Annotated in this window: 18 protein-coding genes, 1 tRNA gene and 1 pseudogene; 11 read left to right on the forward strand and 9 right to left on the reverse strand. The window is 68.4% G+C overall.

Features of this window, described 5'->3' with window-relative positions:
- Window position 1: 1 nt before the first annotated feature.
- Both BSB02_RS25770 and BSB02_RS25775 read left to right on the forward strand, forming a co-directional pair.
- Window positions 2-469 (forward strand): hypothetical protein, encoded by a 468-nt coding sequence (locus BSB02_RS25770; protein ID WP_084962757.1) that lies wholly within the window; start codon window positions 2-4, stop codon window positions 467-469.
- Between the two features lie 68 nt (window positions 470-537).
- On the forward strand, window positions 538-1,035 hold the full coding sequence (locus tag BSB02_RS25775) for an Imm26 family immunity protein (RefSeq protein ID WP_158088722.1): 498 nt from the start codon (window positions 538-540) through the stop codon (window positions 1,033-1,035).
- Between the two features lie 101 nt (window positions 1,036-1,136).
- On the opposite strand, the gene BSB02_RS25780 is transcribed toward BSB02_RS25775, so the two are convergent.
- Both BSB02_RS25780 and BSB02_RS25785 read right to left on the reverse strand, forming a co-directional pair.
- Complete coding sequence (locus tag BSB02_RS25780) at window positions 1,137-1,877, reverse strand: M15 family metallopeptidase (RefSeq protein ID WP_169729435.1); 741 nt, start codon at window positions 1,875-1,877, stop codon at window positions 1,137-1,139.
- Between the two features lie 77 nt (window positions 1,878-1,954).
- Window positions 1,955-3,559 carry an MDR family MFS transporter gene (locus tag BSB02_RS25785; protein ID WP_084962761.1) on the reverse strand — a complete coding sequence of 535 codons (1,605 nt, stop codon included), beginning with the start codon at window positions 3,557-3,559 and terminating at the stop codon, window positions 1,955-1,957.
- Between the two features lie 15 nt (window positions 3,560-3,574).
- Here BSB02_RS25785 and BSB02_RS25790 point away from each other — a divergent pair, with 15 nt between their 5' ends.
- On the forward strand, window positions 3,575-4,132 hold the full coding sequence (locus BSB02_RS25790; RefSeq protein ID WP_084962763.1) for a TetR/AcrR family transcriptional regulator: 558 nt from the start codon (window positions 3,575-3,577) through the stop codon (window positions 4,130-4,132).
- A gap of 67 nt (window positions 4,133-4,199) precedes the next feature.
- The gene (locus BSB02_RS25795) at window positions 4,200-5,051 is read left to right on the forward strand and encodes an NAD(P)H-binding protein (protein WP_084962765.1); all 852 of its coding nucleotides are present in this window, start codon (window positions 4,200-4,202) and stop codon (window positions 5,049-5,051) included.
- A 3-nt stretch (window positions 5,052-5,054) separates the two neighbouring features.
- Here BSB02_RS25795 and BSB02_RS25800 read toward each other — a convergent pair whose 3' ends face one another.
- Window positions 5,055-5,579, reverse strand: coding sequence for a DUF6000 family protein (locus BSB02_RS25800; protein ID WP_084962768.1), 525 nt, complete (start codon window positions 5,577-5,579; stop codon window positions 5,055-5,057).
- A 749-nt stretch (window positions 5,580-6,328) separates the two neighbouring features.
- Between BSB02_RS25800 and BSB02_RS25805 the strand changes: the two genes are divergently transcribed.
- The 3 genes from BSB02_RS25805 (at window position 6,329) to BSB02_RS39890 (ending at window position 7,401) form a co-directional block, all read left to right on the forward strand.
- Complete coding sequence (locus BSB02_RS25805; RefSeq protein ID WP_240506667.1) at window positions 6,329-6,769, forward strand: VOC family protein; 441 nt, start codon at window positions 6,329-6,331, stop codon at window positions 6,767-6,769.
- 51 nt (window positions 6,770-6,820) lie between these two features.
- The gene (locus BSB02_RS41120) at window positions 6,821-7,006 is read left to right on the forward strand and encodes a hypothetical protein (protein ID WP_169729437.1); all 186 of its coding nucleotides are present in this window, start codon (window positions 6,821-6,823) and stop codon (window positions 7,004-7,006) included.
- 152 nt (window positions 7,007-7,158) lie between these two features.
- Window positions 7,159-7,401, forward strand: a complete 243-nt coding sequence (locus BSB02_RS39890; protein ID WP_143591137.1) for a hypothetical protein — start codon at window positions 7,159-7,161, stop codon at window positions 7,399-7,401.
- Window positions 7,402-7,451: 50 nt separating this feature from the next.
- Here the strand turns inward: BSB02_RS39890 and BSB02_RS25810 are convergent.
- Window positions 7,452-7,809, reverse strand: a pseudogene (locus BSB02_RS25810) (cytochrome b N-terminal domain-containing protein); the annotation flags it as partial.
- A 22-nt stretch (window positions 7,810-7,831) separates the two neighbouring features.
- Complete coding sequence (locus tag BSB02_RS25815) at window positions 7,832-9,079, reverse strand: NAD(P)/FAD-dependent oxidoreductase (RefSeq protein WP_158088723.1); 1,248 nt, start codon at window positions 9,077-9,079, stop codon at window positions 7,832-7,834.
- Between the two features lie 550 nt (window positions 9,080-9,629).
- Here BSB02_RS25815 and BSB02_RS39895 point away from each other — a divergent pair.
- A complete protein-coding gene (locus BSB02_RS39895; RefSeq protein WP_206184883.1) occupies window positions 9,630-9,785 on the forward strand; it encodes a hypothetical protein in 156 nt (51 codons plus the stop codon).
- A gap of 16 nt (window positions 9,786-9,801) precedes the next feature.
- Here the strand turns inward: BSB02_RS39895 and BSB02_RS39900 are convergent, their stop codons facing one another.
- The gene (locus BSB02_RS39900) at window positions 9,802-10,002 is read right to left on the reverse strand and encodes a hypothetical protein (RefSeq protein ID WP_158088724.1); all 201 of its coding nucleotides are present in this window, start codon (window positions 10,000-10,002) and stop codon (window positions 9,802-9,804) included.
- Between the two features lie 4 nt (window positions 10,003-10,006).
- Between BSB02_RS39900 and BSB02_RS43125 the strand changes: the two genes are divergently transcribed.
- Together BSB02_RS43125 and BSB02_RS42485 are read left to right on the forward strand one after the other, a co-directional pair.
- Window positions 10,007-10,138, forward strand: coding sequence for a hypothetical protein (locus BSB02_RS43125; protein WP_276206355.1), 132 nt, complete (start codon window positions 10,007-10,009; stop codon window positions 10,136-10,138).
- A 118-nt stretch (window positions 10,139-10,256) separates the two neighbouring features.
- Window positions 10,257-10,442, forward strand: a complete 186-nt coding sequence (locus BSB02_RS42485) for a tyrosine-type recombinase/integrase (RefSeq protein WP_240506656.1) — start codon at window positions 10,257-10,259, stop codon at window positions 10,440-10,442.
- A gap of 83 nt (window positions 10,443-10,525) precedes the next feature.
- Here BSB02_RS42485 and BSB02_RS25825 read toward each other — a convergent pair.
- A tRNA-Ser gene (locus BSB02_RS25825) sits at window positions 10,526-10,615 on the reverse strand.
- Window positions 10,616-10,745: 130 nt separating this feature from the next.
- On the reverse strand, window positions 10,746-11,306 hold the full coding sequence (locus BSB02_RS25830; RefSeq protein WP_084962773.1) for a YceI family protein: 561 nt from the start codon (window positions 11,304-11,306) through the stop codon (window positions 10,746-10,748).
- A gap of 97 nt (window positions 11,307-11,403) precedes the next feature.
- On the opposite strand from BSB02_RS25830, the gene BSB02_RS25835 reads away from it, so the two are divergent.
- Window positions 11,404-11,961: a MarR family winged helix-turn-helix transcriptional regulator gene (locus BSB02_RS25835; protein ID WP_084962775.1), complete on the forward strand. Its 558-nt coding sequence runs from the start codon at window positions 11,404-11,406 to the stop codon at window positions 11,959-11,961.
- Window positions 11,962-12,060: 99 nt separating this feature from the next.
- Here the strand turns inward: BSB02_RS25835 and BSB02_RS25840 are convergent, their stop codons facing one another.
- Window positions 12,061-12,540, reverse strand: a complete 480-nt coding sequence (locus BSB02_RS25840; protein ID WP_084962777.1) for a SigE family RNA polymerase sigma factor — start codon at window positions 12,538-12,540, stop codon at window positions 12,061-12,063.
- Between the last annotated feature and the right edge of the window lie 92 nt (window positions 12,541-12,632).

Genomic DNA, 12,632 nt, shown 5'->3' on the forward strand with positions numbered 1-12,632 from the left:
AGTGTCGGACGATCTCGCGCAGCTCGTGTTGTCCTTCGCTGACGAGGAGCTGATCCTCAACCGGGAGGATGTGAACGCGGAGGCCCGGGGCAATCTGGTGGCGTTCGGCGTCGGCCCGGAAAGCTTCGACGCGCGGTCCGTCGAGCGTGCGCTCGGCGTGGTTGGCGAGCGACTCGTCATGCGGTTCGTCGATGTCGCGGGGCCGGTGACGTTTTATGCCTGGTATGACGAGCAGGCCGGCCAGTTGCGGTGTTCGGTGGCCTCCGTCGAGCCGGGTGACCTGCCGTTCGAGGGGCGGTTCCGCACCGTGGACGATCCCGCGCCTGTGCTTGCCCTGATGGCTGCGGATGCGCAGCCAGGTGTGGTGCCGTGGGCCGATCTGAGGGAAGTCTCCGCTGGGGAGGCTGCCGGCCCGGATGAGCAGGTCGAGCGCTCGTTCCCTGTTTTCGCTGTGAAGCTCACGCGGTAGGCGTCCCCAGAGCATGTGCCCGTCCGCACAGGCGTACCTCATGTGTGTGGTAGAACGCCAATATGAGGATGGACAAGCTGCACTTCGAACAGCTCAAGAGCGCCAGAAGGCGGCTGTCGGCCGGCGATGTTTTCGCGATGCGGATTAAAGGAAAAGGCTATTTCTTTGGAAGAGTTATCATTCCGCGGCTGCCTGAGGATCACCCTCACACGCATGAGGCGTGTCTAATATACATATATGCGCGACAGCATGACGGTCCCCTGCCGGATAATTCTTGTATGAGGCCGGACATGCTCCTTCTTCCTCCTCTCTTCACTAACAGGCTTCCCTGGAGAGCAGGCTTCTTTCAAACGGTGTCAAACGTGCCGCTCGGCACCGATGACCTACTTCCTCAGCATTGCTTCCACGATGCGATTTTCGGGCGCTACGTAGACGAGATGGAGCGCCCGATCCGCGCGAAGGTCGAGCCGTGCGGCATCTTTGGCGTGCACAGTTATTCAGGAATCAGCAGTGCCATCGGCGACGCTCTGGGCCTACCCCAGCTGGAGACTCCAGAAGATTACTGACATGGTTTTCCCGCTGCAGAGATTAAAAAGATTGAGGTCGTTCCGCGTCGGTGCATGGCGAACCGTAGGCCGGGCGCTATGCCGGGACATCGGCCCGGGTCTCAGCCCCCACCCTTCGAGAAGTGCTGGTAGTCCTTCGTGCCGGACCAGTAGCCACCCCACTCCCAGCCCAGCGCCTCGAACGCCCGCACCACGCGGTCGCCGGGATTGATCACGCCCTTGCCCTGCAGCGGGCGCCGCTTGAACTTCTGCGCGTTCGCGTGCGCCGTCGTCCCCGACGCGGTCACGTACGGGTTCTCGCGCGGGTTGATGTCGATGGCCTGGCCGTAGGCGTGCTTGGACCAGCTGCTCGAACCCGTGGCCCGGCGGCAGTTGAAGGCCGAGGTGTTGTCCGCCTCGATCGAGTCGAAGTCGCTGCCCTTGTAGACGTCGACCAGCTCCATGCGCCTGATGGGCCAGCGCCAGCCGTACAGCTTGCCGAAGACGGTGACGACGTCGTCGGCGACCCGCTCGTGGACGACGAGCTCGCCCGTGTGGGCCTTGTCGTCGAAGCCCCAGTAGGTGAGCTTGATCAGCCGCAGGTCGCCGAGGGGGACCGGGCAGCCGGGGCGCCAGGAGTACGGCACGCGGTCCCTGGGCACCTTCGACACCTGCGCGGCGAACTTCGGCGGGCCGGGAGGCGTCGTCGGCCGCGGGCTCGGCGACGGGGCCGAGGAAGGAGCCGAGGCCGGGGTCGAACTAGGACTGGGCGGGGAAGTGGCGGCCGAGGTGGCCGCGGGCTCGCCCGTCGAGCAAGCCGCCACCACCAACGCCATCCCGACGAGTACGGCTGGACGCATCATCGCCCCACCATATGCGACGCCGCGAGCGCCCTGGGTGATCAGCACTGGTCAGGGCACGCTCCGAGCGCCGATGCGTGTTACTTCGCGACTTCCTCGGTGACGCGCTCGGGACGGCCCGGGGTCCGGCCGGACCGCAGCGGCAGCTCCTTGAGGAACAGCACGGCCACGAACCCGAGCAGGGCGATGGGGACGCCGACGAGGAAGACGGTCTCCAGGGCCCGGGTGAAGGCCTCCAGAACGATCCCCCTGTACGGCTCGGGCAGCCCCTGGATCGCCTCCGGGGTGCCCAGGTGGGCGCCTCCCGCGGGAGGACGGACGTGCGCGGCGGCCATCAGCCCGGCCATCTCGTCCTTCAGCCGGTTGGTGAGGATCGCGCCGAACGCCGCCACGCCCACGGCGCCGCCCAGCGAGCGGAAGAACGACACGCCGGCCGTGGTGGCGGCCATGTCGCGCGGCTCGGCGGCGTTCTGGGCGGCGAGGATGAGCATCTGCATGGTCAGGCCCAGGCCGGCGCCGAGGACGGCGATGTCGAGGCCGACGACCCACTGCCCGGAGTCGACGTGCAGCCGCGACAGCAGGTACAGCGCGACCGCCACGAGGACCATGCCGGCCACCGGGAAGGCCTTCCACCGCCCGGTGCTGGTCACGATCTTGCCGGACACGACGCCCGAGACGAACATCGTGCCGACCATCGGCAGCATCATCAGGCCCGACGCGGTGGGCGACATGCCCTTGACGATCTGCAGGTACTGCGGCAGGTAGATCATCGCGCCGAACAGCGCGATGCCGACGAGCAGCGAGGCCAGGCTGGTCAGGACGAAGGTGCGGTCGCGGAACAGCCGCGGCGGCAGGATCGGGTCGCGCGCCCCGCGCTCGGCGAGGACGGCCAGCGCCAGCATGACCAGGCTCACCGAGCCGAGGAGGTAGGTCCACAAGGAGTTCCACTCGAACTCGTGACCGCCCAGCGAGAGCAGCAGCATGAGCGCGCCGGCGCTCGCGGTGATGGTGGTGGCGCCCCAGACGTCGACGGTCGTGTCGCGCTTGATCCTGGGCAGCCGCAGGACCTTCTGGATGACCAGGAAGGCCACGACCGCGAGCGGCACGCAGACGTAGAAGCACCAGCGCCAGCCGAGCCCGTCGGCGTCGACGAGGAAGCCGCCGAGCAGCGGGCCGGCGACGGTCGAGATGCCGAAGACCGCGCCCATGTAGCCGGAGTAGCGGCCGCGCTCGCGCGGGGAGACGACGTCGCCCAGGATCACCTGCGACAGCGCCGACAGCCCGCCGACGCCCAGGCCCTGGACGGCGCGGGCGGCGATGAGCTGGCCCATGTCCTGCGACATGCCGGCGGCCAGCGAGGCGGCGACGAAGGTCACCAGGGCGGTCTGGAACAGCAGCTTCCTGCCGAACAGGTCGGAGAGCTTGCCCCACAGCGGCGTGGAGACCGTCATGGTGAGCATGGTCGCGGTGGCGACCCACGAGTACTGCTCCTGGCCGCCGAGCTCGCCCACAATCGTCGGCAGCGCCGTACCGACCACCGAGGTGGAGATCATCGAGGTCAGCATGGCGAGCATCAGCCCGGAGAGGATCTCCAGGATCTCGCGGTGGGTGTAGTGCGTTCGGGTTGCCACGGTGTCGAGTATACGAATGTTTACTAGCCGGGCGGCAAGTGTACGAGTCGGCATACAGTTGGGCACGTGATGCGAACGGCGACGGCGGAGTCCAGGCCGCGTGACCGGGAGGCCACGCGGCGGCGTCTGCTGCGCGCGGCCCGGGAGCTGTTCGCCGAGCACGGGTACGAAGGCGTGACCGTGCGCATGATCGCCGCCGCGGCGGACGCGAACCTGGCCCTGGTCGCCCGCTACTTCGGGTCCAAGGCAGGGCTGTTCGCCGAGGTGCTGAAGGATGAGCCGAGCGTGCGGCAGGTGTTCGAGGGCGATCCGGCGGGACTGCCCAGGCGCCTGGCGGAGTACGCGGCGCTGCGCATGCACAGCGACCCGGAAAGCCCCATCCTGCGATCCCTCGAACGCTCGGCCGGCGATCCGGAGATCCAGGCGATCGTGCGCGACCGGCTGCGCAACGCGGTCATCGAACCGCTCGCCGCCCTGCTGCCCGGCCCCGACCCGCAGGCGCGCGCCCGGCTGGTGACGACCGTCTTCATCGGCATCGGCACCATGCGCCGCCTGCTCGGTCCCGAGGTGCCCACCGAGGCGGACGTGGACCGGCTGACCGCCGTGTTCGAGCAGGCGCTCCGCTGAGAGCATGCCGTACGGCCCGGCCTCGCTTCTACGATGGGCGGAGCCGTACGTCTTGAGGGGGTTTGCCATGGATCAGGGCACGACCGAGTCGATCTTGGTCACCGGTGCGACGGGGAACGTCGGCGGCGAGGTGGTGCGGGCCCTCCTGCGCGCCGGGGCGCCGGTCAAGGCGCTGGTCCGCGCGCCGCGTGACCTGCTTGACGGGGTGGAGCAGGTGGTCGGCGACCTCAACCGGCCGGAGACGCTGGGGGCGGCGCTCGAGGGCGTACGGGGCGTGTTCCTGCTGCCGGGCTACGACGACATGCCGGGGCAGCTGGAGCAGATGCGCCGGGCGGGGGTCACCCGCGTGGTGCTGCTGTCCGGCCTGTCGACCGTCGCCAAGGACACGGACAACGCCGTCTCGGCGTACATGATCCGCTCGGAGACGGCGGTGCGGGAGTCGGGGCTGGAGTGGACGTTCCTGCGGCCGAGCGCGTTCATGTCCAACACGCTGCGCTGGCTGCCGCAGCTGCGGGACGGCGACGTGGTGCGCGACGCCTTCGGCGGCGTGCCGGTGGCGAACGTCGACCCGTACGACATCGCGGCGGTCGCGGCCGAGGCGCTCCTGCGACCGGGCCACTCGGGCAGGATCTACCCGCTGAGCGGGCCGGAGGCGTTGCTTCCCGCGGAACGGCTGGCCGTCCTCGGGCGCGTGCTCGGCAGGGACCTGCGTTTCGTGGCGCTGTCCGATGAGGAGGCGCGGGCGCAGATGACGGCCGACGGCGTGCCGCCGCAGTACATCGAGGCGTTCTTCGGCTTCTACAGCGCTGGGACGTTGGACGAGTCGAGGGTGTACACGACGGTGGAGGACGTGACGGGGCGGCCGCCGCGCACCTTCGAGGAGTGGGCCCGGGCGCACGCCTCCGAGTTCGCGGCATAGGGGTCATGTCGCCTTGTCGGCCTCGTGACATATTCGGCCGATCCTCGCGAGTACGGCGAGGCCGTCCTCTGACGGTGTTCCGACCTGGGCGGCATGGTGGGTGCCGAGCTGAGCGTCCAGGTGGAGGAGTGCGCCGATCCCCCAAGGATCGTCGTCGCGCACGGTGAGATAGCTGAGGAGAAGGGCGGCGTCGGCCGGCTGGCCCAGGCGCGCGAGGGCGAAGCAGTAGCCCTGGGTGGCGTAGGTCGGGTTGCCGTGGAGGAGCAGGTCGCCGAGCCGTACGCGGAACTGGGCCCGCCGGTCGAACCCGATGAGCCACGCGCCCGTGAGCCCGGCGCGCCACTCGCTGTCGAGCAGCGCGTCGAGCTCTGTGTCGGTTATTCGCCGGGCGTCCTTGGCGAGGGACTGGATGAACTTCGCCCTCTTGCCGTCGGGCTTGATCATGAAGTTGGCGTGAAGGAGCTCCAGATAGCGGCGTACGGGCCCGCGCCCGGCCAGGACGTACCGGCGGACCGCCTTCTTGAGCACAGGATCGGACCGTCCCGGTAAGCGCATGCCGCCATCCAGAAGAAGAGAGGAGCCGCCCGACGCCGCGGCGGCGGGCATGGAGAACGGAAAGGCCCTTCCCCGGTTGCTGGGAAGGGCCTCTCATGTGCGGAGGCTGAGGGACGTGAACCCCTCAATGGGCGGTAAACCCAAACCGCATCGGCAGCTAGAAGCTTGATCGTTCCAGGGCGTTTCATGTGGGCCGATGCGGCTGCGCGGTCTCGCCGGAACGGGGTGGTACGGCGGGGAACTGCAACCTAAACTGCAACCCCTCTCGATCTTTACCCGCGCCGGCGAACGCCTCGTTTCCTGATCATCCCGATGCTCCTATGGATGTCAAGGAGCCGGCGGCCGGGGCGCGCCCCAGGTGGTGTTCACCGACCCGCAGGCCTGCTCGGTCGGCCGCACCGAGCAGGCGCCCACGCCGACGGCTTCCAGGTGCGCGCTGACCCGCTCTCACGCACCTTCGTCCGCCCCACCGAGTTTCCCGTGGTGAGCATCACGAAGATCCGCGGCCGCGTGCGCGGGCGTGTCTTGCTCATCCGGGCCGTTCCCTGACCCACCTCTCCGAAAGCTGGATGACCGCCTGCCGATAGTTGAAGCCGCCTCTCCTGGAATTCGACGGCGAGGGGTGCGAGTGTGGAAGGTAGGACTCCCCCATGGCACAACAGCAGCCCCGGTGGCATACACAGGCCACCGGCATCGAACGGGGAGGAGCCGACACCGTGGACATGAAGCTCGAGGTCGTGGTGCTGCCGGTCGCCGATGTGGATCGGTCCAAGACCTTCTACAAGGCGCTCGGGTGGCGGGAGGACACCGACATCGCCGCCGGTGACGGCTTCCGGGCGGTGCAGCTGACTCCACCCGGCTCCGGGTGCTCGGTCATCTTCGGCAGCGGGGTCACCTCGGCCGCGCCGGGCTCGACGCAGGGGCTGTACCTGGTCGTGAACGACATCGACGCGGCACGGTCCGAGCTCATCGACCGCGGGGTCGACGTGAGCGAGGTGTTCCATGACGCGGGCGAGGCACTGCCCCAAGCCGGAACCGAAGGACGACGGGTGCCCGGCCCGGCTCCGGACCGCAAGAGCTACTTCTCTTTCGCCTCGTTCAGTGACCCCGATGGCAACGGCTGGCTGCTGCAGGAGGTCACCACCCGCCTTCCGGGGCGGTGACCCCGGGGCCGGCGGCGGCCGGGCGGCTGTCCTCGCAGGAGGAGTACCGAGATGCCAGTGACCTATAACTCCGCGGCCGACCTGGCCGAGGCCCTGCGCCGTGCGGAGGCCGCGCATGGCCGGCATGAGCAGGAGATCGGGCACCCCGATCCCGACTGGCCGGCTTGGTATGCGCAGTACATGGTGGACGAGCAGGCCGGGGACGCCGGTGGTGCAAGCCCGGCGGCGAGCGGGTGAGCACTGTCCACTATGCCTGTCGGGCTCCCGCTCTCGACACACCGGCACGCTCCTCTGCCGACCGGTCCACGAGATCGGGCACACCGGTGGCGACGACACGGACCTGGACGGCCGACGGCGGCCCCAGCTGACTGAGTCGTCGCGTTTGAGGCGTGGGCGACGAACTCGACGACCTGACCACCCAGGTCCGAGCCAAGGTCAACGGCGGCATCTTCGAGCTGGTGTTCGCCCGGATGGGCCTTGGTGATCACGCGCGGATGCTGCGGATGTTCGCCGGTGCGCTGGTGACGCGGCACGTTTGCCAAACGGATCGGATGTCAGCTCACCGTGCGGTGTTCGGGCTTTGTTCGGCGGGACGTGGACCTCGATGTACTCGCCGTGGGACAGCCGCCTGATGACGCCGGACTCCACGCCGCCCGCTCGGACGTCGGCCTCCTCCGCGAAGGCCCGGGAACGGCAGCGGGAGCAGTACACCCTGGATCCGCAGACCGGCGCCAGACGACAGGTCGTCGGGCAGCGAGTAGCCGGTCAGGCCTCCAGCAGCGCCAGCGTCGGCAACATCAGGCCGATCAGACAGTTGAGCTCGCGCGGCTTGCGGTATGCGCCCGTGAAGAACACGCGGAGCATGTGCGACATCATGCCGGCCACGAACAGCAGGGCCGCCCAGCAGCAGAATGATGAACGAGTAAAGCGCGATCTCGCCCAGCAGGAACGACCAGCGGTCGGGGAAGACCTTACGCAGGTTCCGTTCAGGAGGCGCCCAGGCCCGTCCGGTCGTCGACGAAACCGCTCGTGCTTGCTATGGGCTTCGGGAGGTTTCCGCTGTCACTCGGCGACCGGGGCCGCGCTGTGGCGTGGCCCCAGGTAACGCCAGAAGAAGTCGTTGAGCACGGTGATCCGGTTCCGCCCGCTCAGCAGGTACGCGATGTGCACGAAGATCCACACCAGCCAGGGGAGCAGGCCATGCATGGTCGCGCCGTTGGGCAGCTGTATCACCGCCTCAGCGCGGCCGACGATCGCCATGATGCCGGGGTCGCGGTAGGAGAACGGCTGGACGGGGCGGCCCTGGGCGGCGGCGAGGATCTGCCGGCCCACATGCTTGCCCATCTGGATGGCCGGCTGGGCGACCTGCGGCAGCGGCTGGGGAGGCAGCGCGAGGTCGCCGGCGACGAACACCTCCGGATGCTCCTCCAGGTTGAGCGCCTCGGTGACGACGACCCTGCCGCCCTTGCCCTGCGGCAGACCGCAGTCGGCGACCTCCTTGGGCGCAATGACGCCGGGCGCCCAGATGGTGACATCGCTGTGTAGCCGGGTGCCGTCGTCGAGGATGACAGCGTCCGGTTCGACCGCGGTGACGGTGCTGCCAAGCCTAAGGTTGACGCCGCGCTTGCGCAGCGCGTCGGCGGCGGCGTCGCGCAGGCGCGGCTTGTACGGTGCGAGCACGTAGTCCAACCGCTCGACCAGGGTGACGCTAGTCTGCTCGGGCTTGATCTCCGAGTGGGTGAGCGGGATGGTATGGCGGCGTAGCTCGGCCAGGACCCCGGCCGTCTCGACGCCGGTGGGTCCGCCGCCGACGACGACGACGTGAGTGCCGGGGCGCTTGGCCTCGGCGGTCTCCTCCAGGCAGCGCATCATCCGCTCCCGCAGGGTGACCGCGTCGCGGATGGAGTACATCGGCATGGCGTGCTCCCGGGCGCCTTCGATGCCGAACCAGTTGGTGGTGACGCCGGTGGCGAGCACGAGGTAGTCGTAGTCGATGGCGGTGCCGTCGGCAAGCTCCACCCACTTGTCGTCGAGGTGCAGATTGCTCAGCCTGGCCACACGGACGCGCACGCTGGGGTACTTGCCGGCGAAGGCGCGCAGCGGGTAGGCGACGTCCCCGGCGTTGATGCCTGCCGTGGCGACCTGGTAGATCAGCGGCTGAAAGGTGGAGTACGGGCGGGGGTCGACAAGGGCGACGAGCGCGCCGCCGCGTGCGAGCTCTCGGACCGCGTTCAGCCCGGCGAAGCCCGCACCCACGACCACGACGCGGGGCCTGGCCGGTCGTCCCACCGGCTTATGGCGCGTCCTCACACGTTCCACGGGTGTCTTCACAGCGCTCTTCAGTGGCGCCAACACACGGGCCATCACCGGGCCTCCCTCCACGATTCGCCTGGCTGCGAAACCGTTGCAGCAACTGGCACCTTGCCGGTCGCACGCTCTGCTGATGGGAGAGCACGCGGCCTGCTGTGGGAGAGCATGCGGCGGCCCGCAGCCACCATGCCAGCAGTCAGAAAGCAACAGGCAAACCGTACTTGGATCATGAAGCTCCGCCATTCAGCTTGGACCTTGAGGCGCGCGGGGACGATCGTGGGCGTCCCGGCTTCCGCCCGCCCAAAGGGCTCGCTGCTCGGACTCGCCGTACCACCGGATACAGCCGAAGCGGCTCGCCTCGGGGTGGGGTCTCGGTCAGGCGGAGCGGAGTCGCTTGACATTTCGAAGCCTACCAAGGGCGAATTCAAGCCTTGGTAATGGGCTGCTCAGGCGCCGCCGGTCAAGCCGCCCCAAGGACCGCACTGCGACGAACTGCGCGGTCGGCTGCCGTGCGGCAGGGTCGGCAGTTCACGCGACCTAGCCTGAACCCGTGGCTGAGCAACGACACGTCAACATCGGCAAGCAGCACCCGACCAGCCACAAGGCTCTCATCGCTTCGTCGGCGGAGGCGAAGGAGAGCGCCGCGGCGGCAGGTCTCGACCTGTCGACGACGGCCGAATTCCTGGATCAGGCCCACTTTCCGTGAAGTGGGTCCTGTTCAGTCAGCCATCAGGATGCGTTTGCGCAGGAGATCGGGGGTGGGCGCGGCCATGCATCCGCCGTTTGATCATCTTGGTCCGGTTGCCGTGCCCTTCGACGGGTCCGGAGCTGTAGGGCGGGGTGAGGCCGGCGGTGACGGCGTCTTGGTCGCGGCGTAATCCGGCGACGAAGAAGTGCAGGCCAGGCAGGTCGTCGCGGAGCACCGCGGTGATCCATGCCTGCAGATTTCTGGCCGCGGCGGTTCATCATCATCTCGGCGAACTGGCGGACATGGGTGCGTTCGACGGCCTCGCCGAGATCGCGCCAGACATGCCGGCGATCAGGACTCGGATGGCCTGAGGTGCGCCGCGGGCCACCCCGTGGACAGACCATGACCTGGTCTTCGCCACAAGGTACGGCGGCCCGATCGAGCGAACCGAGGACTGGAGGACGCGGAAGTCGATCCTCACGCAGGCGGGTGCCCGGGACGCCTGGGGTTCACGACGCCCGCCACACCGCCGCGACGCTCCTCATCGAGGAGGGCGTGCACATCCGCGTCGTCCAAGAGATCCTCGGCCACGCGAGGGTCACGACGACCGAGCGTTACACGAGCCTCCAGATGAAGGACGCCGGCGACCGTATGGAGCAGGCCCTCTGGGGCTGATTGCAACCCGAACCGCAACCCGGGCCGGTTGCGTAGATCAAAAAAGCCCTTCCCGTGAGACTCGGGAAGGGCCTTTCGAAGTGCGGAGGCTGAGGGATTTGAACCCTCGATGGGCGGTAAACCCAAACCGCATTAGCAGTGCGGCGCCATAGACCTGACTAGGCGAAGCCTCCTGGTAGCCATCTGGCTCAGCACAGAGTACCGGCCTTCTGGCGAGGCGGCAAAGCGGTTGTCGGGTGCGCCGTCACGGAAGGTTATCCACTGGCTGTGGACAACGTCGTCCACAGCTGTGGACAACCGTCATCAAGCCGGGTTCGCCTCGCCCTCGATCTCGATCTTGACCTTCTTGCCGACCAGCACGCCGCCGGTCTCCAGGGCCTGGTTCCAGGTCAGCCCGAACTCCTCGCGGTCGAGCTCCGTGGTGATCGTGAAGCCCCAGACCGGGACGCCCCACGGGTTGGTGCCGGCGCCGCCGTACTCGACCGTGAGCTCGACCTCCTTGGTCACGTCACGGATGGTGAGGTCGCCCAGCACCGTGAACTCGTCGCCCGAGTGGCCGACGACACGCTTGGAGCGGAAGGTGATCTCGGGGTACTTCTCGACGGCCAGGAAGTCGTCGCTGCGCAGGTGGCCGTCGCGGTCGGCCACGCCCGTGGTGATGCTGTCGGTGTAAATCGTCAGCTGGGCGGACGACTCGAGCGGGTTGTCGGCGATGGTCACCGAGCCCTCGAACTTCTGGAAGCTGCCACGCACCTTGCTGACCATCATGTGCTTGACGACGAAGCCGATGGTCGTGTGTGCGGGGTCGAGGTTGTAGGTGCCAGGGGCCGGGATCTCCAGGCCTTCCCAGGTCCGAGTGGTCATCGCGGGCTCCTCATGTAGTGCTTGCTGTGTGGACAGTTGCTTAAACAAAGGTCTACACGAGGAATATTCCTCACGTCAAATATCGTCGGGGTACAGTATGAACGTGCAACGCTTCGATGACCCCCGGCTGACCGCGATGGGCCTCCTCGCCGAGGTCTTCGTCGGCCTGACCGCCAAGATGGCGCCGGTCTTCGCCGCCGCGGGACTGTCAGAGGTCGACTTCGAAACATTGATCAGACTGGCCCGCTCGCCGCGGCAGAGCCTGCGCATGAGCGACCTGGCCGCCCAGACCGGCCTGTCGACGAGCGGCGTGACCCGGGTGGTCGACCGGCTGGAGCGCGAGGGGCTGGTGCGCAGGGTCGCCTGCGCCACCGACCGGCGCGCCTCCTACGCGACGTTGACCGACAAGGGCCGCGAGCGGCTCGAGGCCGTGGTGCCCCAGCACGTGGCCGACATCGAGGAGTGGTTCACCGGCCTGCTCGGCCCCGAGGAGCTGGACAGGTTCCTGGCCACCCTGCGGGTGATCAGGGATGTCGTACGGCCCTGCGCCACGGCCGGCGTGGAGCCGCGCGACCACGCGCACTCCAAGGCGTGCGCGCCGGATCGCCAGGGAGAGCTGGCGCCCGACCCGCGGGAGGCGGCCTCGACAAGCTGACCCGGCGAGCACCGACCGGCCGATCCGGCTCGGCGAGCGCCGACCACCCCGACCCGACACGCCGACTGACCTTCTGACCTGCGAAGACCCGACACCCCGTCAGGACCCCGCCAGCGCGTCCCGCAGCTTGGCCATCGCCCGCGACATCGTGCTCTTCACGGTCCCCACGCTGACCCCGAGCCGCTTGGCGATCTCCGGCTCGGTCAGGTCCTCGTAGTACCGCAGCAGCACCGCCGCCCGCATCCGCTCCGGCAGCCGCTGGATGGCCTGTTCGAGCAGCTCGTGCGCCTCGCCCGACGGCTCGACGGGCGCGCACACCTCCGGCAGCTCCTCGGCCGGGTACTCCTCCAGCTTCCGCCGCCGCCACTGCGAGATGTTGATGTTCACCATCGCCCGGCGCACGTACCCGTCACGGTCATGGATGCGCGCCCAGGCCGCGTAGGTCTTCGCGAGCGCGCTCTGCAGCAGGTCCTCCGCGTCGACGGGATCGCCCGTGAGCTGGTGAGCCGTACGCAACAGGGCAGGGCCGCGGGTCAGCACGTACTCGCGGAACTCCTCTTCTTCCCTCGCGCTCTGCATCGACGCCAGAATCCCAGCTCAGAATCCATGTTTCGGCCCGCCGCTATTAAAGGTCGGTCAAGTTCGGTGGCAGGAATGTCCTCGGGCGGTTG

It is taken from the genome of Thermoactinospora rubra, assembly GCF_002093975.1.
GTDB lineage: Bacteria > Actinomycetota > Actinomycetes > Streptosporangiales > Streptosporangiaceae > Nonomuraea > Nonomuraea rubra_A.

Coding starts and splice junctions, on each gene's coding strand:
- BSB02_RS25790 (WP_084962763.1), top strand. CDS start 3,575: ATGCGAACGGCGACGGCGGAGTCCAGGCCGCGTGACCGGGAGGCCACG.
- BSB02_RS25830 (WP_084962773.1), bottom strand. CDS start 11,306: ATGACCACTCGGACCTGGGAAGGCCTGGAGATCCCGGCCCCTGGCACC.
- BSB02_RS41120 (WP_169729437.1), top strand. CDS start 6,821: ATGCCAGTGACCTATAACTCCGCGGCCGACCTGGCCGAGGCCCTGCGC.
- BSB02_RS25835 (WP_084962775.1), top strand. CDS start 11,404: ATGAACGTGCAACGCTTCGATGACCCCCGGCTGACCGCGATGGGCCTC.
- BSB02_RS25795 (WP_084962765.1), top strand. CDS start 4,200: ATGGATCAGGGCACGACCGAGTCGATCTTGGTCACCGGTGCGACGGGG.
- BSB02_RS25840 (WP_084962777.1), bottom strand. CDS start 12,540: ATGCAGAGCGCGAGGGAAGAAGAGGAGTTCCGCGAGTACGTGCTGACC.
- BSB02_RS25780 (WP_169729435.1), bottom strand. CDS start 1,877: ATGATGCGTCCAGCCGTACTCGTCGGGATGGCGTTGGTGGTGGCGGCT.
- BSB02_RS25775 (WP_158088722.1), top strand. CDS start 538: ATGGACAAGCTGCACTTCGAACAGCTCAAGAGCGCCAGAAGGCGGCTG.
- BSB02_RS25805 (WP_240506667.1), top strand. CDS start 6,329: ATGAAGCTCGAGGTCGTGGTGCTGCCGGTCGCCGATGTGGATCGGTCC.
- BSB02_RS25785 (WP_084962761.1), bottom strand. CDS start 3,559: ATGCCGACTCGTACACTTGCCGCCCGGCTAGTAAACATTCGTATACTC.